The 19636-nt window shown below is 50.3% G+C and carries 20 protein-coding genes; 1 reads left to right on the forward strand and 19 read right to left on the reverse strand.

Annotated features, from left to right (window positions below):
• Window positions 1-308: 308 nt before the first annotated feature.
• The 12 genes from BLW10_RS12200 to BLW10_RS14135 all read right to left on the reverse strand — a co-directional run bounded on the left by BLW10_RS12200 (window position 309) and on the right by BLW10_RS14135 (window position 11325).
• The gene (locus BLW10_RS12200; RefSeq protein WP_091335073.1) at window positions 309-1652 is read right to left on the reverse strand and encodes an N-acetylneuraminate synthase family protein; all 1344 of its coding nucleotides are present in this window, start codon (window positions 1650-1652) and stop codon (window positions 309-311) included.
• 213 nt (window positions 1653-1865) lie between these two features.
• Entirely contained in the window at window positions 1866-2114 is a 249-nt protein-coding gene (locus BLW10_RS12205) for a UPF0175 family protein (protein ID WP_218139731.1), read from the reverse strand.
• A gap of 70 nt (window positions 2115-2184) precedes the next feature.
• On the reverse strand, window positions 2185-2874 hold the full coding sequence (locus BLW10_RS12210) for an acylneuraminate cytidylyltransferase family protein (protein WP_091335076.1): 690 nt from the start codon (window positions 2872-2874) through the stop codon (window positions 2185-2187).
• Between the two features lie 166 nt (window positions 2875-3040).
• Window positions 3041-3424 (reverse strand): type II toxin-antitoxin system VapC family toxin, encoded by a 384-nt coding sequence (locus tag BLW10_RS12215; protein WP_091335078.1) that lies wholly within the window; start codon window positions 3422-3424, stop codon window positions 3041-3043.
• Window positions 3408-3638, reverse strand: a complete 231-nt coding sequence (locus BLW10_RS12220; RefSeq protein ID WP_245709378.1) for a CopG family transcriptional regulator — start codon at window positions 3636-3638, stop codon at window positions 3408-3410. Before BLW10_RS12220 ends, BLW10_RS12215 begins: the two co-directional genes overlap by 17 nt.
• Window positions 3639-3699: 61 nt before the next feature.
• Entirely contained in the window at window positions 3700-4431 is a 732-nt protein-coding gene (locus BLW10_RS12225; protein ID WP_091335082.1) for a transposase, read from the reverse strand.
• Between the two features lie 60 nt (window positions 4432-4491).
• On the reverse strand, window positions 4492-4881 hold the full coding sequence (locus tag BLW10_RS12230) for a hypothetical protein (protein WP_143117072.1): 390 nt from the start codon (window positions 4879-4881) through the stop codon (window positions 4492-4494).
• Window positions 4862-5146, reverse strand: coding sequence for a sulfotransferase family 2 domain-containing protein (locus tag BLW10_RS13855; protein ID WP_143117073.1), 285 nt, complete (start codon window positions 5144-5146; stop codon window positions 4862-4864). The genes BLW10_RS12230 and BLW10_RS13855 overlap by 20 nt, the downstream gene beginning before the upstream one ends.
• Before the next feature lie 176 nt (window positions 5147-5322).
• Window positions 5323-6201 carry a hypothetical protein gene (locus BLW10_RS12235; RefSeq protein ID WP_143117074.1) on the reverse strand — a complete coding sequence of 293 codons (879 nt, stop codon included), beginning with the start codon at window positions 6199-6201 and terminating at the stop codon, window positions 5323-5325.
• Window positions 6202-6414: 213 nt separating this feature from the next.
• On the reverse strand, window positions 6415-7806 hold the full coding sequence (locus tag BLW10_RS12240) for a glycosyltransferase family 2 protein (protein WP_177169066.1): 1392 nt from the start codon (window positions 7804-7806) through the stop codon (window positions 6415-6417).
• Window positions 7807-8080: 274 nt separating this feature from the next.
• A complete protein-coding gene (locus tag BLW10_RS13860) occupies window positions 8081-9109 on the reverse strand; it encodes a sulfotransferase family protein (protein ID WP_143117075.1) in 1029 nt (342 codons plus the stop codon).
• Window positions 9110-9384: 275 nt separating this feature from the next.
• Entirely contained in the window at window positions 9385-11325 is a 1941-nt protein-coding gene (locus BLW10_RS14135; RefSeq protein WP_218139732.1) for a GSCFA domain-containing protein, read from the reverse strand.
• 383 nt (window positions 11326-11708) lie between these two features.
• Here BLW10_RS14135 and BLW10_RS12255 point away from each other — a divergent pair, with 383 nt between their 5' ends.
• Complete coding sequence (locus BLW10_RS12255; RefSeq protein WP_091335090.1) at window positions 11709-12038, forward strand: hypothetical protein; 330 nt, start codon at window positions 11709-11711, stop codon at window positions 12036-12038.
• On the opposite strand, the gene BLW10_RS12260 is transcribed toward BLW10_RS12255, so the two are convergent.
• The 7 genes from BLW10_RS12260 to BLW10_RS12290 all read right to left on the reverse strand — a co-directional run.
• A complete protein-coding gene (locus BLW10_RS12260; protein WP_177169067.1) occupies window positions 12028-13050 on the reverse strand; it encodes a glycosyltransferase family 2 protein in 1023 nt (340 codons plus the stop codon). The two genes, BLW10_RS12255 and BLW10_RS12260, sit on opposite strands and share 11 nt — an antisense overlap.
• A 53-nt stretch (window positions 13051-13103) precedes the next feature.
• Complete coding sequence (locus BLW10_RS12265; RefSeq protein WP_091335094.1) at window positions 13104-14129, reverse strand: glycosyltransferase family 2 protein; 1026 nt, start codon at window positions 14127-14129, stop codon at window positions 13104-13106.
• The gene (locus tag BLW10_RS12270; RefSeq protein WP_091335095.1) at window positions 14126-15634 is read right to left on the reverse strand and encodes a glycosyltransferase family 2 protein; all 1509 of its coding nucleotides are present in this window, start codon (window positions 15632-15634) and stop codon (window positions 14126-14128) included. The genes BLW10_RS12265 and BLW10_RS12270 overlap by 4 nt, the downstream gene beginning before the upstream one ends.
• Window positions 15635-15764: 130 nt before the next feature.
• The gene (locus BLW10_RS12275; RefSeq protein WP_091335097.1) at window positions 15765-16952 is read right to left on the reverse strand and encodes an NAD-dependent epimerase/dehydratase family protein; all 1188 of its coding nucleotides are present in this window, start codon (window positions 16950-16952) and stop codon (window positions 15765-15767) included.
• A gap of 38 nt (window positions 16953-16990) precedes the next feature.
• Entirely contained in the window at window positions 16991-18067 is a 1077-nt protein-coding gene (locus tag BLW10_RS12280; protein WP_091335098.1) for an SDR family NAD(P)-dependent oxidoreductase, read from the reverse strand.
• Window positions 18068-18101: 34 nt separating this feature from the next.
• Window positions 18102-19034, reverse strand: coding sequence for a hypothetical protein (locus BLW10_RS12285; protein ID WP_143117076.1), 933 nt, complete (start codon window positions 19032-19034; stop codon window positions 18102-18104).
• 329 nt (window positions 19035-19363) lie between these two features.
• On the reverse strand, window positions 19364-19636 hold a 273-nt coding region (locus BLW10_RS12290), incomplete at its 5' end, for a zinc ribbon domain-containing protein (RefSeq protein WP_143117077.1).

Genomic DNA, 19636 nt, shown 5'->3' on the forward strand with positions numbered 1-19636 from the left:
GTAAGTCTGGGTTTTCAATTTTTATATTTCGCACTCTCATCGTGAAAACCTCTTTTATTTACTATAATTATAGACACTTCTGCAAATAACTATAAATAATTAAATCGAACCTGACCCCTTTAATTGACCCCTTTAATTCAAGGCAACGATGATCCCGTAGAACATGCTGATTGTGGGCATAACGACTCCAAGTGGCGGGCGTGGTAATCAGATACTAGTTCAACAAAGATGACTTTCATCCTAAATAATTAAATCGAACCTGACCCCTTTAATTCCTTTAATTCTTTAATTCTGCCTTTAATTCTGCTTTAATTCTGGGCGACCTTGCCGACCAGCTCATCGAGTCGGTTGGGCTGCAAGCCCTGACCGGGACTTCTCACCACGATCATGTCGCGCCGGATCAGCTGCCCGCGCGACAGGTCGCAATCGATCACTAGGCTCTTGGCCAAGTTTTCGCGGTTAATCATTTCGCCCTGGGTCAGTTCGCGTTCGCCGCCCTGCCCCATGGCCTCTTCGACGGCGCGGATCTGGCGCACCATGTCCGCGAACTCTTCGGGCAGGAGGCTGACCTTGTGGTCGTTGCCCTCCATGTGGCGATCGACCGTGAGATGTTTTTCGATGATCCGCGCCCCCAGCGCCACGGCGGCCACCGGAACGGCGATGCCGCGCTCATGGCCGGAATAGCCGACCAGCGTGCCGGTGATCTGTTTCAGGCACGCCAGATAGCTGAGATTCACATCCTTGAACGGCGTGGGATAGGTGGAGTTGCAGTGCAGCAAGGCGAAGGGCGCGCCCAGGCGACGCAACAGGGAGACGGCGCCCTTGATCTCGGGTTCGGTGCTCATGCCGGTGGAGCAAATCAGCGGCTTGCCGGTAGCGGCAAGCGCGGTCAGCAGCTCGTTGTTGGTGAGATCGGCGGACGCCACCTTGTAGCCTTGCAGGCCGTAGTCCTCCAGCACACGCAGGCTGGCGAGATCCCAGGGGGTGCAGAGCGGCAGGATGCCGCGTGCGGTGCAGTAGTCGAATACCGCGCACAGGGCGTCATTGTCGAGCTGGAAGCGATTGAGCAGATCCAGGGTGTATTGCGAGCCAAGGTCATAGCACGCCTCGGCATTCTTGCCTTGATTGGAATAGAGCGTGGAGAGGTCGCGCATCTGGAATTTGACGCAATCGGCGCCGGCCTCGATGGCCAGATCCACCAGCCGTTTGGCCAGCTGGATGTCGCCATTATGGTTGTTGCCGACCTCGGCAATGATGAAGGCGGGGCTCTGATCCGAGATCAGGCGCTCGCCGAGCTGAAAGCCCACGACACCGCGCCGTGCCAGGGCCACGAACCGGCCCATGTTGTCGATGAGCGGGATGATGTCGCGCTTGTGGTCGAACGATTCGTCGATCGCGGCGGGCGGATCGGTCAGCAGACGTGCGACGAAGTCGCGGTTCATCACCTGATCGACCGGCAGGTTGAAATCCAGCTCTGGTGAGCGCGTGATCCAGCGGCGCACATCGCCGTCACTGACGGCGCCGAGCAGAACGCCGCTATCCTCGACGACGAAGGCGATGCGCGCCTGGTTGTCGTTGATCCGCTTGAGCGCATCGAGCAGGCTGTCGCCGGAGAATACGAGAAAATCCTTGATCTTTTTTTCGATACGCATGTCAGCGTCTCCAGATGCAATAACTGAGTAATAGCGGCAGCAGGGATACGTGAGATTGAAGAATCGTCAATCGTCCTGAGTCAAAATGCGCATGACATCCCGGCCAAGCCAGATGCCATGTGCGCGTAGTCGGCGGATCGCCTGTTCTCCATCGAGCGCATAGCTGAAACGGCAATCAGCGGTGTCGTATTGATGACGATGCTCTGTGGACGATCAAGCATGGTCGATATCCGCGAGGATTTCGTCATGGTTCAGGTCGATCATCGGCACGCCATACTGGCTGAGTTGCAGCAGAAAAGCCACACGCTCGATACCAACGATCTGAGCGGCCATGCCTGATGAAATTTTACCGATTTCGTAGAGTTTACAGGCCATCGCCATTTTGGCTTGTCGGGTAAATTCATCCTGACTGCACTGAATGGCGTCAGGCAACTGTGAGGGAATGTTGAAGGTGATGTGCATCGTCATGGCTCGACTGTTGGATTTCGAGTTCCGCCGTCAGGATCGTTCCCATACCGACCGCCGATTCGTTTCAAACCTGTGCCGCCAGGCAGCGGGCCACGAGTTCCCAATCCTCCGGTTCGTCGATCTCCAGCGCGGTGTGTTCGGGCATCTCGTGGATGCCGATGCGTCCGCCGAGGCGACAGCGGTGGCGTTCGAGGATGGCGCGGCGGGTGATGTAGAAAGCGCCGTTCTCCATGAGGGTACCTGAAAACTCCTGGCGTCGGGGGCGGTGCAGGGGGTCGTAATTGATGGGGGTGGCGTCGTCGTTCCAGAAGAAGCGTTTGGTGCGCACGGCGCTGAGGAGTGAGTCGAGCGGCTCGTGGTCGAAGCGTGCGAGGGCGGTGTCGAGATCTTCGGCGCGCAGCAGTGGGGAGGTGGCTTGGATGGTGACGAGGCGTTCGAAGGGGCAGTGGTCCATGAAGTGGAGCATGACGGCTTCGGTGGAGGCTTCGTCGGTGGCGAATTCGGCTAGGCGCTCGATGAGGTGCACGCCCAGGTTCAGTCCTTGGACGACGGCGGCGATCTCGGGGCAGTCGGTGGAGACGTAGACGGCGTCGATGTGTTTGGCGGCGGTGGCGGCCTCCAGCACCCAGGCGCACAGGGGTTTGCCGGCTAGGGGTTTGATGTTTTTCTTGGGGATGCTCTTGGAACCGCCGCGCAGTGGGATGAGGGCGACGGTGGCGGTGTGGGAGGGCGTGGATGGAAGAAGCTGATCCATGATGACAGGCCGTCGGTTTGGTTAGCGTCCGGCGGGGGCCGGGCGCTGTGAGTTGGTGATGAAGATGTGTCCCGACAGGAGGCGGTTGTAGCGGCTTTCGTTGAGGAATTACAGGAGCTGTTTGATCTCGGCGCGATCCGTGGGGACGCAACAACCGGCTACGCTGTTATGACGATGGCGGCGCTGGATCAAGCCGATAGGGAACACGAATGCCCGCATCATCTTCTGGAAAATCCTTCGTATTCCGAGTGATTAAAACCATGCCCGCGACGATTGCCGTCGCCTGCACAATGGCATCGGGAAGTTTAATTCGGCGAACTTTGCGTAATGTAATCGCTTGTTCGGCGACCGCTTGATCGATATCGAGCACCTGAAAACGATGAAGAAATTCTCTGACAATCAGCTCTTCCTCAGCGGTTGCTCCGACCAAGACTTCCATCCAGGTGATCAAGCTGATTGAAGCGTATTCATAGCGGGCGATTTCCTGACGGGCCACATCAATGCCGTTCAGGTAATCGATCAGGATGTTGGTATCAAACAGTGCTTTCATCGCACCATTCCGAGCGTAGGCGCTCTTGATAGGCGAGTCCATCTTCGCGCTTGTGTCGCCACAGACCAAAAGCGGAATCGCTATCTTGTTGTAATGGATGGCGGTTTAGATAATCATTGACAGCCTCTCGAACCAGCTCGTTTAATGAGCAATGCTCGTGTTCGGCCAGAATGGATAACGATTTTGTTTGACGTTCCGTGAGTTCGATCATCATTGGCATCGTTTCGGCTCTCTTTCGTTGCTGATGTCTTCTCTGAATCAGTTTGGTGTGACGTTTAAAGACCCAACTCCATCTGTCCCGTCAACACTGTCGGACCGTCTGGTTCCAGACGCGGTCGACCGCACGGGCGGGCTTCGCGTCGCTGGCCGGTCATCTGTTCGATGTGCTGCAAAAACCGTTCGTTGCCGATGGGCTGGGATTGTTGAATCGCCAGGCGCAGTTCTGCAAGTGCCGCCTCATCCAACTCGGTACGAAACAGTTCACGATACGCTGCTTGCCGAGCGTCTGGCGATGCGCCCAGTTCCCGATACAAGGCATGGGGCGAGAGTAGCGGGTCGCTTGCGCCCAGACCGTTCGCTCGATAGCTACTCCAAGGATACTCACCTGGATCGCGCACCATGTCAGCTCGTACCGGATTCAGCTCAATATAACGCTGGCAGCGCAGCAGGTAGGTTTCGGTCTGGATCAGTGAGGATTTGTAGCGGCTGTCCCACAGGGTACCGGTGCGCCGATAGGTCTTGTTGATGGTCTGAACATAGCGCCGCCCGATGGCCATCACCAGTTGGGGAATGTCCTCCGCCGCCTGGGGCGTGATCAGCAGATGAACATGGTTGGTCATCAAGACATAGGCATGGAGCGCCGCGCCAGTTTTTGCCAGCGCCTCGCCGAGCCAGTGGCGATAGGTCTGATAGTCTTCCTCACCAAAGAAGCACGCCGCACGGTTATGACCGCGTTGGACGAGGTGATGCGGGTAACCAGCGATGTGCAGGCGGGGGCGGCGTGGCATACTTAAAAGTATAGCAGAAATAAATTCAACCCGACCCCTTTAATTCCCAACCCGACCCCTTTAATTCTTTTTACATCTAGAGAAAAAAACATAGTCCTCAGCATACCAATCGGTTAATGCAGCAACAGCTTTTGGAGTCAAGCTCTTGTCAAGATTTTGAGGATTTCGATGGGCGCCAACATCATCATTTGGAAGTTGCAACGAATCGGGTAAATCCAAAAGCACTTTAAGTTTGGAAAAATCACTGTCCATCGTTTCTTGAAATCCGATATAAAATACATCCGCCAATCGCGATTCAAAATAATCCAGCGTCACATACCAATGCTTATATTTTCTGAGGTGCGTGATAGAACGCATGGCTTTCAGTGCTGCATCCTGCAAAGCGCCTCCAGCGAGAGCATTTGCCAGATCGTTTGGCGTCTGAAACAACTCAAATGCTTTTTTTTTCATCCGGACGCCAATCATAAAAATAGCGCGGCTGCCCTTTTCTTTTTCGGCTATAAAAACCACTAACAAATCGAGAAATAGGATCCCTCAAGAAAAACATAAATTTACTATTCTCAGGAATATCTTTAATCGAAGTTTCATGCGAGTGCAAAAGCAAGCTATAGCGAGACAAAACCAGATAATCACTCAAAGCTGATTTAATAGCTGTTCCGCCAGTTTTTCCTACATGCAGAAAATGCAAATCACATTTATTTTCTGTTTTTTTCATTTCAAACAACCCTGCCTGATTATTTCAAAAAAGCTTTTTATTCTGGCATCACGCTCCCGAGCAGATTGCGCGGCACATGATCACGCGGGACGCAACAGATACGCATAAGCGCGGATACGGATCAGCATCATAATCGAGCGATTTTACGTTCGTAAAATGCAGAACGTAATCCATCATCACCTCATCAAGCGTTCTAACCATGTAACCGCCTCGTCAATACCTGTCGGTGCTGCTGACTCACAAGCTGGTAGCACCAACAGTTCACGCAACGGCACTTCCAGGTTACCTTGAGCAAACTGCTCGCGACTGAGACGCTGGGCGCGGCCGTGTGTATGCAGCCAACGGCTCAAGCCTGGTTCTTCCGGCCAGTCGTCGCGTTCGACATAGAGTACGGGTGTGCCATGACAGGCGGCTTCGACAAAGGCCCCATACCCAGGTTTGGTCAAGAAGGCATCGCAGGAGGCAATCAGGTCGACCATGGGGCGTGCACCGAGGACAGTCCAGTCATGCACATCGTCGCGCTGAGCGTCGGTTCCCGGCGGTGTCAACCAGTGCACGCCCGGCAGTCGTGGCCAGTGGGTAAGCGACAGGCGCATTTCCATTCCGCTTAGTCCGATCAGGACCAGAGTCTCGTCGTCGCGTAGTCCCAGTCGGTGGTCGATCAAGGGGCGTTGCGAACGGCCCAGCACGCCGATGGGGCCGATCGCGTGGACGTTGCGCAGCGTGGGCATGGGCATCGAGGGTTCGGGGCAGAGAAAGACCGCCGCGCTGTTGTAGGCGTCCAACATGGGTGCGCACAGGCGGTCCAGGTCAGGGGATTCGGGCGCGTAGGCAGCCAGTACGTCAGCCCAGTTCAGGGAGCACAACGCGACCGCAGGAATGTCAAGTCGAGCGGCGGCCGCCAGGGTGAGATAGGGGATATCCGCCAAGATCAGGTCGGGGGTTGCTTCGCGCAGCAGGCCGATCTGCCAAGTCAGATGGTGTTCCCAATCAGTGTGAAAAGTGCGATAGGCGGCGAGGCTGGCGTCGATCTGCACGGTGAGGGCATCGGCCATACGTAGGCCGAAATCGGCTTCGCCAATGACTATGCATGAGACACCGGGGATGCGGGCGCGGACCACAGTTTCAGGCAGAGCGGTTTGGATGGTCAGGCGTCGCGCCGGGTGACGACACTGCCAAGCATTGACGACGGGCGCGACCTGGGCTAAGTGGCCGAAACCGTGGCCGGAGAGGGCTACATACAGATGTCGCGCCTTAAACACGATTTATTACCCCCCGATGGTTAGGCGCTTGATCAATTGAGGGAGCGGGGTATCCAGGGGTTCGGTGAAACCGCGTCCGAGTGTCCAGCGGTGACAGAGCAACAGGGTTTCGGCCAGTTCGCCGGGGCCGGCGACGACGGCTTGCTGTTCCAGGGTTGTCAGCATGGTGGGCCAGGGATTGCTTGAAAATACGGCTGTTTCGGCGACGAGTGCGATGCTGGCATAGCGCCCAAGCCCGACGAGATCGCTCAGATTTTGTCTGGAATGCAGGTTTCGGGGACTGAGCACACGAATTGGAAGTCTTACCAGAAAAGGGCGGATCATAGCTACAGCGGCTTTGGCGTTCGGGGCCGATATCAAGACTTCGATCGGGCGCTGGAATGCCTGCTGTATCAGACTTGTCAACAGTCGTTGCGTTTGGGTGAGATCGGTGCCAGCACGCAGGATCAGGGTTATACCGGGGCCGGGTAGCTGGTTAGCGAGTGTTTCCGGTGTCAGTTCGGCGAGAGCGGGGTCCATGCGCTCGGGGGCATCGAAGGCACCGGGGGCGAAGGTGTCAAGGTAAGCCTGCCCCAGAGCATGTCGGGCGCGTTTCGTTGCCAGCCGTTCGCCGGTAGCGAAGTCATGGCGAATTTGGAGCATAGGCCAGTAATAAATTCCGCGCCAAGGGGTATCAGCAAAGGCTCCGTGCCGGCGTGCCTGATGCAGACGCCAGCCCAGTTCGCGTCCTTCGTGGCCGAAGATCAAGGGGTCGAAACCGCGCACGATTTGAAAGGCGGCGCGGCGCACGACGAGATTGCCTTCGAGATTCGCGGGGGCGAGGCAGGGGTGTTCGCCGAGGTCGTAGTGTGGTGGGGGGGCGGGTGTCGGTTGGTCGGGTGAGCGGGGTCGGATGCGGCCGCGTAAGGCGAGTGCTTGGGTTTGGTGCATTCCGAACCAGGCTTGGGCGGTGAAGTCTTCATGGGCGATGGCGTCGTCATCGAGGAAGATCAGGAACTCGCCTCGGGCGAAGTGGGCGCCTAGGTTGCGGCCTTCGGATGGGAACAAGTTGATGGGGGGGCAAACCCATAGGAGTGGCCAAGTGGCCAGCTCGGCATGCACTGACTCGTTGCCGCCTTGGTCGACCAGGATGATTTCGAAATGCGGATCAATTTGCTTGCGTAGGCTGTACAGGCAGTCGAGTAGTCCCTGGCCGCTGCCGTAGCTGACCAGTACTACTGAGCTATGGATGATCTGCTCCGCTGGCCTTCGGTCCTGGCGCGGAAACGACTCGTAATCGATTCCAGCGCGATATGCCGCTAATCGCTTTCGGGCTATAGAAAACTGCCTGTCGCGGTAGAGACGCTGAGCTTCCGCGAAATCTTTCAATAGACGCTGATTGCGTTTAGCTTCAGCCAAATCAACCCCGATGAATCATCGTAACTAACAGTCACCACTTGATCTAGCTGTTGCGTCCCGTGTGATTATGTACCGCAAAGGAGTTACCCTTTACCCCTCGTCCGCGAAGTACTCCGCGCGTCGAGTAATTTGAGCGCCGCCCGTCGCGTCCCAACAGGTAACTTTCAAAGTAGTTGTCGCCTCCACCTAGCCGTGACTACCGGCTTCGCGCTTCCATGGCTGGCAGCGAAAAACGAAAAAACGGGAAATTTTATTTTCGATGCAAAATCAAAAACTAGTGTTTTTCAAAATGACGAATCGCCAAAGATAATTTTTCAATTTCACCAGCAAGCCCTTGCAGTCTTTGATTTTCTTTCCGCATCAAGCGATTCTCTTCTTTGAGTTCGGCGTGAAATTTTTGCAATTGGTTTTTTTCATTTTTCACTTGCGTCAAAAGATTTTCAATATTTTGCAACTTTGCTTTTGATTGATAAGACGCGAGATACCAGTCTTTAAATCCTTCAATAGACCGACGGCACTCCTTAACAACGAACATCACCTCTTCACGGTCAAAATCGTCTCCGCGACACTTCTGAAGTGCCGAATAAAGCTTCGCGACAATAGGATTTTGAATAGCATATTCATCCGGCCTGACATGACTTAAATTCCCCTTAATCGTGTCAGCTAAAACCTCAGACAAATCGCCTCCAAAGTTTTTATTTAACCCCGTGTAGCACAGCAGATTTTTTGCGTTCAAAAAAGAATTTGAAAACCAATCTTCATAATGCGCAATAAAGCAATCCCCTGCAGTATACTCTAACGCGTCGAGCATTCGCAGCAACCAAACCAGCTCAACTCTGTCTGCAGAATTATTATAATGACGAACAAAAGAAGAAACGACACATGCGGGCTCTCGCACAGCAAGAATGAATTTCGGGACGACATTTAAAGAATTAAATAAGCGCAACCATAAAGGCAAGAAGGTGCTGATACGCGGATCCTTGATCCCTACTATTCCTGGCTGCTCAGCCAAGAATTTTTTTAGTATTTGTTCAAGCTTCGCCCTCGCTTCTCTGGCGCAGTCAGTATCTAGCCAATTGGCAGGCAACGGCAATGTCACTGAGCCACCCAAGCAGCTAAACAATTCTTGATGAATATCTATTGTATCAATATGCTCATAAAACCCCTCCGTGTTACTCGCATTAGCCGGAACCAAATCTGAGGAAACCCCCATTCCAAGCCGAACTAAAATTTGCATTAATAACGAGGTTCCTGAGCGACCAGAACCTAGCACCACGACGACTTTTCGAGTAGCGTTTCTCATGTTAAAAATCAGTATGGCACAAAAAATAATCCGGATTTATTTCTCCACTATCACGCATATCTTGCCCTATTCTTGCAGCTAAACTGTAATAACCATTCAATTTTCGCTCTTGATCAGAGGATAGCTCCAGGCAGTTTAAACTCTCACGCAGGTGCCTCATCTTAATCCATTGCGTTACGCAAAATGCCCGTAAGCCACTAATTTTTATAGCATGCATTCCGGTTTGTGTTTTATGGAATTCTAAAAATTTATAGAGATGTGTAGAATGAGATGCCTTAACTCGCATCTAGCTGGCGCTCCAACTCAAGAAACGCTTCATCGCAGAATGCCTCGCCATCCTCCTCTGCATTTTCTGCCGCACCACATGCAGTACAGGCAGGCACAGTGGATTGCTCAATAGCTGAAGTTGCTTCTGCCTCATGCAGGCAATGCTGGTCGAAAAAATGCGACATCACATAATCCACACCTTCTTCATGGATCGAGCGCAGGTTATTTTTGAAAAACATTCCCCTATAAGGCGGAGACATAATGATGTCATAAGACGGAAAATAGTCGACATGCTTATGGCTCTGATAAAGCCGATCTGCTACGGCGCGCAGGATAGACTTAGAGGCTATAGTCGAAAGCAGTACATGCCGATTCTCAGCGGTCGCGGTCAGTGGCACTGGGCTGACTGTCAACAGCACCTTGGCGGTGGAGTTGACCTCCTTCAGCGCGGCTAAGAAAGTCTCCATCTCGTCAAGGATGGTAGCGTAGTCAAGATTGACGAAGGCATAACGGTTTGGATCAAAGCAGCCTGCTGTGACGCCTGGGCAGATCGGATAGACCGCGCTGGTATCACGATGGATCCAGGTTTCGGTCAACCCCATCGTGAAGACGAATACATCGAGGGTCTCGAACATCCGCCGTACCTGCTTGAGGTGCTGGCGTTGCGCCTCTAGCACTACTTCGGCGGTGGCCTCACCCTCACCACATAGGTTGGGGCGGAAGGGATCGATATAGCGGCCTTGAAAATTCTGCCAGACTTCATCGAAGTGCAAGCGATCGAAAGCGCGCTGGAAAAGCTGGACAAGCTGGCGACTTGTGTAAACATTGCCATAACGGGCGGAATACAACCCGTAACCCAGAGCTTTGGCTTTTTCCGCACCAAGCTCTTTAGGCGCTGGTTCCTGATCTAGGTAACGGTAGCCCCCATTACGCAGTCGCTTGCCAATATGTTGCGCGAAGCAGCTACCGCAGGTAGCAATAGCGTCTTGTACGCTGATAGTAAATTTCTTGCGATACAGGTCTGTGATGACTAACGGGTAAGGCTCGGCGACAGAGGGTTTCCAGTATTGCCGTCTTGGCATATTGGAGTAGGGATGCGACAGCTCGCTCACTCGAGTAGAGTTAACATGATTATTTTCACCGCCATGACTTGAAGAAATCATTTTTTTCAAATCATGGAAGCCAAGATTTCCATGACCGCATAAAAAAGAAAAATCATCGTTATTTGCCAAAAACTCAACGACATCTGCCAATAAGTCATAAAACTCAGCATCAAAATAATGAACTCCTTTTTCTAGATCAAGGCGCTCGTCTGGCACATCAATAAATGGAACAACTTTTAATCCTGGAATTTGACTTTCAGCATCTTCAAATATGCGCTTCAGTTCTTGCGCACGACTCAAACGATAATTATCAACGCGCAATTTCTCCCATGCTGAAACAGGATAATTAATATAGATAATTTTTATCTGCGGATTTTTCAGCCGAATCCAATATACTAATTTAGCGTAAATTTCAGCAGCGTGACTCAAATCAAAAAAACCAACACTTTCCCCAGCAATTGCCTGCTCACCAACATTCAAAAAACAATATTTCTCATCAGCATAAATGCGATGCAAAGGCAAAGAAAGATCATAATGATTATCTAAAATAAGCCAATCCGCATTTTTTAGCAAAGAAGTAAAATTAGATAATTTTTTTTCAGTTTGATTTTTCAGTCTAGCCGCTAAAAGCTCCTTTTTTTTGGGGCTCACACATGCTTCACCAGCTTTTTCTTCTATTATTAAAAGCTGTTTTTCAGTAGCACCAACAGGCATTTCTCCTGAAAGATACCACATGTATGCGTCTAACCGAACATGATGCAAGGCATCTAATAATTGATGTTTTCTTTTTCCCAATTCTTTTGCAATTAAAGCCGATAAGCAACTCCCAGCGACGAGTATTTTCATATATTACCTTTAATTATCTGTTGCATTACGTGTAATTATGTACCGCGAAGGAGTTATCCTTTGTTGCTCGCCTTTGAGGTTCTTCAGCGACTCGTCGATGAGTTTGAGTGCCGCCCGTCACGTCCACACTGAACACGAGCAGGTCTAGCTCCCTACGGTCATCCGTCTGCACAAAAAAACGTGCACCACACCAGCCATCCGCCGTGAGATCCAGAGCTAGACGCTCCCGAAGCGGGAGCTAGGCGGAGCGTTATGGGGTGGTATCGAAGTGGCGTGGGCGCTCCACTCCAGTACTGAGGACGCCTCACGCCGCCCGCATCGCCTCCACACGCGCCTAACGCCGGTCCAGGAAGCGGTGGTGGTGGAGTTGCGTAACGCTCCTGTTGGCGGTCGCCCATGAGTTTAACAGCACCGTCATCTCGCGCTCGGGCCTGGATCGTTGTCTGCCTCGTCATGATGTCGCCAAGCGCCAAGCGGTCAAGCCCCAACCGATTGACTCCGAGGCGCGTCCGGTCAAGCCCTTCACGGATTACGAACAGGGCTTCGTGCATGTCGATGTGAGGTACCTGCCCCGCCTGCCGGATGAGGACCGCGCTCAGTATCTATTCGCTGCCATTGATCCGGCCACGCGCTCAAGGATTAGCGCGAAAAACGACCTAAATTCTTCAAAAAACGCGCTCATAATCTCCGGGGATTTGACATCTAAGATTTAGCAGTTTTCTGCTTCCATTTACTCCAATACATTTTTGAGTTCACCCACCGATCATATGCGCCATAGTAATACCCATTTTTTATAAATCTTGCGATATCTCTTCTATGCACTGGAAGACTGTCTATATCGGCTTCTGAAATATTAGAAACGAGAGGCCTTAAGCTAGCCAAAAAATTAATAAAATCTCTCTCATCTGATCCATAAGCTTTTGCTGGCCGATCAAGTATTGACACAAAATCCAAGCATTTTTTTAATACAACATCCAATATCTGCTGATTACCATAATTTATGGCATGATTTAGTATCTCCAACAAGTTATCGCGAGCATCGCATATTTTATTTTTTGATCCCGTATTTAAATAGTTACCGACTTTATAAATATACGAATTTACATTTGGCGCAGTAGAAACTACCGCCCCCTGCATTAAGCTGAAATAATTAAAATATAAATCTTCAGCATTCCTTCGATTATCTGGAAAAAGAATATCATTCTTCGTTACGTAATCTTTTCTATAAAGGCGACCAACAATCTGATTATTATTTATCAGATTTGGCTTTTGTTTTACATCTATATTATTTAAAGTCTTATTAATAATATGATCTGTATAATGACTTACTTCTAAATTTTTTTCTATATCAATTGCTGTAGTTTTGCCAAAAACTATATCTGCCTGATATGCAATCGCAATATCCAGCTGCTCTTTTACCGAGGGTGCAGGCAAAAAATCATCTGCGTCTAAAAAGACAAAATACTCTCCAGCAGACAAAGACAATCCAACATTTCTTGAAGCTGATCGTCCTAGATTTGTTTTATTTTGCACATATTTAACTCGCTTATCAGAAAGCGAAAACTCTTTAATTAAAGAATACGTTTGATCACTACTCCCGTCATCAACAACAATAATTTCAACATTGGAATATATCTGCTGGCTAGCCGAGAGCAAAGCGCTAGAGATATTTTCGTTGTTATAGGCTATTACTATTACGCTAACTAATGCCACAGTTTTATCCACAAAAAAGATTTATTGTGCTGACATATCAGCAACAAAAGTAATTTCTATTTCAGTCAGCTATACGCTTTCACACATCTATCTACACATACCCTGGGATCTGATTCCAAAATGTATCCTGCTATTTCTTTAACTTTCACCGGAAGATTATGAATATATGAATTATTAAAAAGACTTAACAACTGCCTATTTGCCAAAATAAATTTTTGCAGCCCAAAAAGGTCGTCTTTGTTTTTTGTAAAAACATCTTTATAAATCCAAGTCAACGCTCTGGGCAAATTCATCATTGCCAACTGTGAATGCATAGGATCTAAATCTGTAAGCAGTAATCCTTTATTTTTTGTAAATCTCAAAATATCATCAAAAGCTAAAATTTTATCAATAAACGCATCCATTGATTTGTCTTGCATAATTGACGTTTGCCCGTTAGACAAGCAACGCTGCCTATAGAAATAAGTTATTACATCAAGCGTTGTCACTTTTGCACCGCAAAGATACCATTTATAGGTAGCCATGTCTTCGTACCGTCTAGGCGTTTGCTTAAAGTAAAGCCCCTGATGTTTAATAAAGTCACTTTTTATTAATTTATTTGCAGAGATAACCGACCAAAACAGATTCGGATCGGTGCGAATGTCAATTCCAGACTTCGGCGCATTCATTAGTCGAGCATGATTCTCTGCTATTTTTAACTTTCCAGTCTCATCATAATATTTAATCAGCCCACCAATTACTATATCAACTTTATCTTCCTGAGCGACTTCATAAAGCTGCTCTAATGCCTGAGGCCCTATCCAATCATCAGAATCCAAAAAATAGAGATACTGCCCTTTACTGTTCACTATTCCAACATTTCTTGCTGATGGCAACCCCTGATTTTCATAATTAAAATAAAGTTTGAATCGACTGTCATGCAAATATTTTGCAAAAATAGCTCCAGAGCTATCAGACGAGCCATCATCAATGCCGATAACTTCAAAATTATCGAATGTCTGAGCAATAAGCGAGTCAAGACATTGCTTTAAATATGGACTTACATTGTAAATAGGAACTATAACTGTTATTGCTGGAATTTTGTTTTTCATTGCGATGCCTTTATATAAGAAAAAATTTCCTCAGTGTTTTTGCCGCTTAACGTATCGTACAAATCAAGCGTGTCACAGAAAGACTGAACTGCCCAGTCACCACTTATTTGCGTTTTAGAAAACGCTATGATTTTTTCATGCTGTTTTTTTAGGTCTTTGTAGTCGGATAGCATAAGAGACATATAACTCAATAATTTCAAAGCCAATTCTTTTTCAAGAAAACTTACGATATCCGTTAATCGCCGCCTCACTCCAGGTATGCCGAGCAAAAAATATAAAGCCTGCTCGGGTTTCGCCTTAATAAGTTGATATATCGTATAGTTACCTATTGCCCACCCATGCAAAAAGCTGGCTGATGGTGTTTTGTTTCTTTGCTCATCCCCAATAATATATTCATAAACAGCCTTATTATAAAGAGAAATATTATCGGCCGAAAGATAAGCTTTGCACAAAAAAATCGGATCTTCATTTCTTATTTTTTCAGGAAATCTTAAAAAGTTATTTTTAATAAAATCGCTTTTATACAAATTTGAACTAAAATACCAATAAAACCATAAAGATTTTTCGGTTTCCCAACTTGCTTGCTCTTTATTCTCATGATGCAAAAGATGCTCTTTCGCCAACTTAGCTGGGCTGCCATCTTTTTTCTTGCCAATAATTCTTCCACGCAGAATATCTGCATTGCTATGCAGCGCACGATCAAGCATTTCAGATAAATGAATGGTTATGCGATCATCCGCGTCAAGAAAAAAAATATATTTTCCTGAACAATTATTGATACCGAAGTTTCGGGAGAAGCCAGCACCTCTATTTTCTTTGTTAAAATAACAAGTCAAGTTTTTATAGCGCTTTGATAAATCCTTTAAAATTGAGGGGGTATCGTCCGATGAGCAATCATCTATTGCAATTATCTCCACACGCTCACTCTCCAAGCGAGAAAGAGATTGCAGCGTTTCCGGCAAAAACTCAGCTTTATTAAAGCACGGGATAATTATTGACAAATCAGGCTGACGATTTTCATTTGCCCTTAAAGCGTTCTGCTTCTGCTCTAAAACCATTGTTTTTAATGCGGCCGCAGAATCTGTATCAATATTTTTCTTGTTACAATCAGAGGATGCCACATCACTACCGAAAAGGAGGCTGTTAATTTGACTATAATCAGCTTGAGTAGATTTAAAATGTTTTTTTTCATAGAAAACAGCATTATGAATATTTGTTTTTTTAGCTTTAACCCACTCAGGCAAAACATCTGCACTAATCTTTGCAGGCAAGTTAATAACTAAAATATTTTCGTAGCGTGCTTTTTGCTCAATATGTGTTGCAGAGACTGTTCTAACAGGCATAACCCGAACAAATGCAGAAAAAAAATATTTTCGGCTCAAGTCAATAGCTTTTTTAACGTCTGCAGCCCAAAGCAATACCTCTATTGGTTTATAGGTATTATATTTTACAAGTGAAGCCAGGAATTCATCCGCATTATCCAATGCATCCTTAGCATTAATCAAGATTGATATTCCAGCGCTCAATTTGCAGTTCCTCAATTTTTTACATTTTTTAAACAAAGATACTATTGTGCCGCGCGCAAGTGAATCAAGTATATTTTGAATACAGAAACGCTTGCGCTAGTCACTAAATTTACCACCGTACTCCACGGAAGATCACATCCTGACGGATGTTATCTTTATAGCCTGCCACCACCCGAAACATGCTTTCCATGACCTCTTCGGTCAAATAGTGCGGTTCTACGCCAAGATCGATCAACCCCTGATAGGTCGGGTTGTAATAGTGCTCCTCGGCCTCTTTGCGCGGATTCTCGATATTCTTGATCGTGACATCATAACCCAGCTTACGCCCGACCCGCTGAGTCAACTCCGCTAGCTCGTTGACGCTGAAGGTTTCCATGATCTGATTGAAGATACGCAGCTCACCCGCCTTGGCCGGCGTTTTCTCAGACATATGCACGCATTGCAACGTATCCTTGAGATTGAGATAACCGCGTGTCTGCCCCCCCTTACCGTAAACCGTCAGCGGATAACCCACAACTGCCTGAACGATAAAACGATTGACGATGGTGCCGAAGACCTCGTCATAGTTGAACAACGTCTTGAGCCGATCATCGACAGCCGACTCATCCGTTTCCAACCCATACACCGGTCCCTGCATCAAATCCGTGACCTTGAGGTTCCACATGCGCACACCGAACCAGAATAGGTCGGTATCCATGATCTTGGTGGTGTGATAGAGCGAGGACGCCTGACGCGGAAACAGAAACGTTCCCTTGCGCCCCTTGTGCTCAATCTCAATCCACCCTTCTTCGATATCGATGTTGGGCGTACCGTACTCGCCCATGGTGCCGAGTTTGATCATGTGCGTCTCAGGCGCAAAATCCCGAACCGCAAACATGAGATTGTTGGTGACGAGCAGATTGTTCAAAACCGTGATATTCGCGTAGCGGTAATCGATCAGCGAATAGGGCGCCGAGGGCTGTTCGGCATAGTGAACCACGGTCTCCGGAATCCCGCTGAATGTCGGATCAACCGCCCATTGATACTTGACCCGCCCATCGAACAGACCACGCATCACCTCGGGATCGGTCAGATCACCGATGACGACCTTGATCTCATAGCCGGTTTTTTCATGCCAAATACGCGCCCGCTCGGGCAGACTCGGCAGGGGATAGAGCATCCCGACATCGAGTTCGTTACAGGCATTGCGGCGGAAATAGTTGTCGACCACGGTGACGGCATAGCCGCGCGCGGAAAAATACATGGCCGTAGGCCAGCCGAGATAACCATCACCGCCAAGAATGAGGATGTGTGACATGTCTGTACTCGCTTGAGTTCGCCGAAAGATTTGCGTGTTCAACCTAGCCAAATGCGCTGGGTTGGCGCCGGCGGCGGATCGTCTTCATGCAACAGGTTGTTTTGCTGCAGGAACTCGCTGAGTTGCTCCTGCGACAGACAGGGTTCGTTACCCGAGTGGTAGGGATTGTCGACCGACTTGGATAAGATTTCGGGATAGCTGTATTCGATCTCGCGCGAGATGTGACGCAACGCCGGCAGCACAGCGAAATAGGTCGGCAGCTCATAGGTGCGGCGGGTCTCCTCACCATTCATCAGCTCCTCGTAGAGCTTTTCACCCGCCTTGGAACCGATGACTCGGATCTCGATGTCCTCGGCGCGATGACCATAAACCGGCGCCAGTTGGCGAATCATCACCTCGGCTAGATCCTGAATGCGGATGACAGGCATCTTGGTGACGAACACCTCACCACCACAGGCCAGCGCGCTGGAGTCGATGACCAGGCGCGTCGCCTCGCGAATGCTCATGATGAAACGCGTCATCTCTGGATCGGTCAGGGTGACAGGACCGCCCTGGCGGATCTGCTCACGGAAGATCGGAATGACTGAACCGCGCGAGCCAAGCACATTGCCGAAACGGGTGGACGCAAAAATGGTGTCGCAGCCGCGCTGACAATTGTTGGCGGCCGTCATGAGCCGCTCGCCCATGAGCTTGGAGGTGCCCATGACATTGGTCGGATTCACCGCCTTGTCGGAACTGGTGAAGATCACCCGCCCGACTTTGGCCTCCAACGCTGCCTCAATGACGTTCTGCACCCCATTGATGTTGGTCTGCACCGCGTCGAAGGGTGCCCGCTCGCAGAGCACGACATGCTTGAAGGCTGCGGCATGGAAGACGATGTCCACCCCCTTGAACAGGCGCGCCAGCTTACTGCGATCACGGATGCTGGCGAGAAAGAAATTGGCGTTCGCATGGTGCTGATAACGCTGCTGCTGAAAAAATAACTCGGACTCGTTGTTGTCGATGCCGATGAGCTCGTCAACGCCGTAGTCTTCGAGCAGCTGGCGCACCAGCTCGCCACCGACCGTCCCGCAGCAGCCGGTGACGAGGATGGATTTATTCTTGAGATGAAGCATGTCCAGTAAGCCCTTTTGAAAATTTCAGGTGTCCCTATGAGGCCGCCAACTCAGCGGTGCCGTCAGTAGTCTCTGGTTCGGCACCGAGGATGGCGGCGACGGTCTCTGCGACATCGAGACCTGGAATCATCGCCACCTGATGTTCGATACGCGCCTTGAGCCGTCCGTGGTCGACATCGCCTCGGCCCTGCACGATCCGCAAGGCGCGCGCGAAGTTGGCCTGAGCCGCACCATAGCGCAAAGACGCCGCACAGGCACGCCCGAGCAGATTGAAGGCGCCTGAGGTGAGGGTTGCGCGCATTCGCCGGCGATCTTCGCCCCAAGCAAGCGCGAGCTGAGTACAGCGATCAGCCGCCGCCATATCGCCGAGCTGTTGATAGCTGGCCGCGATGAGTCGAGCCAACTCGGCGCGCGCGGGGTGTGACACCAAGTCGGCTTTGTCGAATGTCGTGAGTGTCTGCCAGTTGCCGAGCATCCAAGCCGCTCTGGCCGCCTCCAGCGCGGTCTGGTCGACCTTGGAGCCAGTTGAATGACACAGCGCCCTTGGCGTCGCGGTGGTGGGAACTGGCAGACCAGCGTCGTCGAATTGCTGCCGAATCCGCGCCGGCATCAGCAACGCGAAATCCTGCCCCGGCGCCCCCACGACCAGCGCGGTTTCAAGCCGCTCGCGCGCACGACCCTGACGCCCAGCCAGCGCATTGGCCCGCCCCAGCGTGTTATAGACCCCCGAAATCAACACCCGCTCGATCAGCGTGCGATCACAGCCCCAATCATGCGCCAGACGCACCAAACGGCGCGTCTCCTCAAGCTGCCCGAGCTGCTGATGCCCAGCCGCCGCCAACAGCGCCAACCGAGCGCGGCGCGGATGATGCGCGAACGCATCAGAATCAAGGCCGGCCAGCCGGTTCCAGTCACCAAATTGCCACTGCGTCAGCGCCCGATCGAACAACGCCTCATCACAGGGCAACAGTTCACCGCCCCGAGCCGCCGCCCCCGCCTGACTCAACGCCGTAGACCCCGACACCGGAAGCGAAGCAGACCCCATCGACGCCGGATCGGAAGCCGCCACCGACGTCGACGCCACACCCGAACGCCCCCGCGCACCAGAGTGACGACCCTTGTTCCGGCTTTTCTGACGACTGCGCTGACTCATAGGGTTCCCTGCTTGGAATACTCGGCAAGCGCCTGAGCTTGGAGACGTTCCGCGACTTGTTCGCAATCCGGCGCTGCAATCAAGACCAACCCACAGGACTGATTCAATTTCGTTAATAAACTCTACAAAGACTTGCGAATTTATTAACGCGCACCCTCAATGAGGATGGGTGAATCCACCAAAGCTCGTAGAAAGATTCCACGAGCGCCGTTGATGTCACGATTAACCGTGATACCTTCAGATGTAATCGTTTTTGCGGAACCGATATTGAGCAATTTACCGTTCCATGAAACAGTTTTGCTCGTGTAGGCTTCGCAAACCCGAATGAGCTTTTTGCCTCGCTCGATACACTTCTGTTCAAGTCGTTGGCCAAATTTATAATGGCTAAATGACAACAGCGACCTAACAGATTTTTT

The organism is Allochromatium warmingii (genome assembly GCF_900107145.1).
In the GTDB taxonomy this organism is placed as follows: Bacteria; Pseudomonadota; Gammaproteobacteria; order Chromatiales; family Chromatiaceae; genus Thermochromatium; species Thermochromatium warmingii.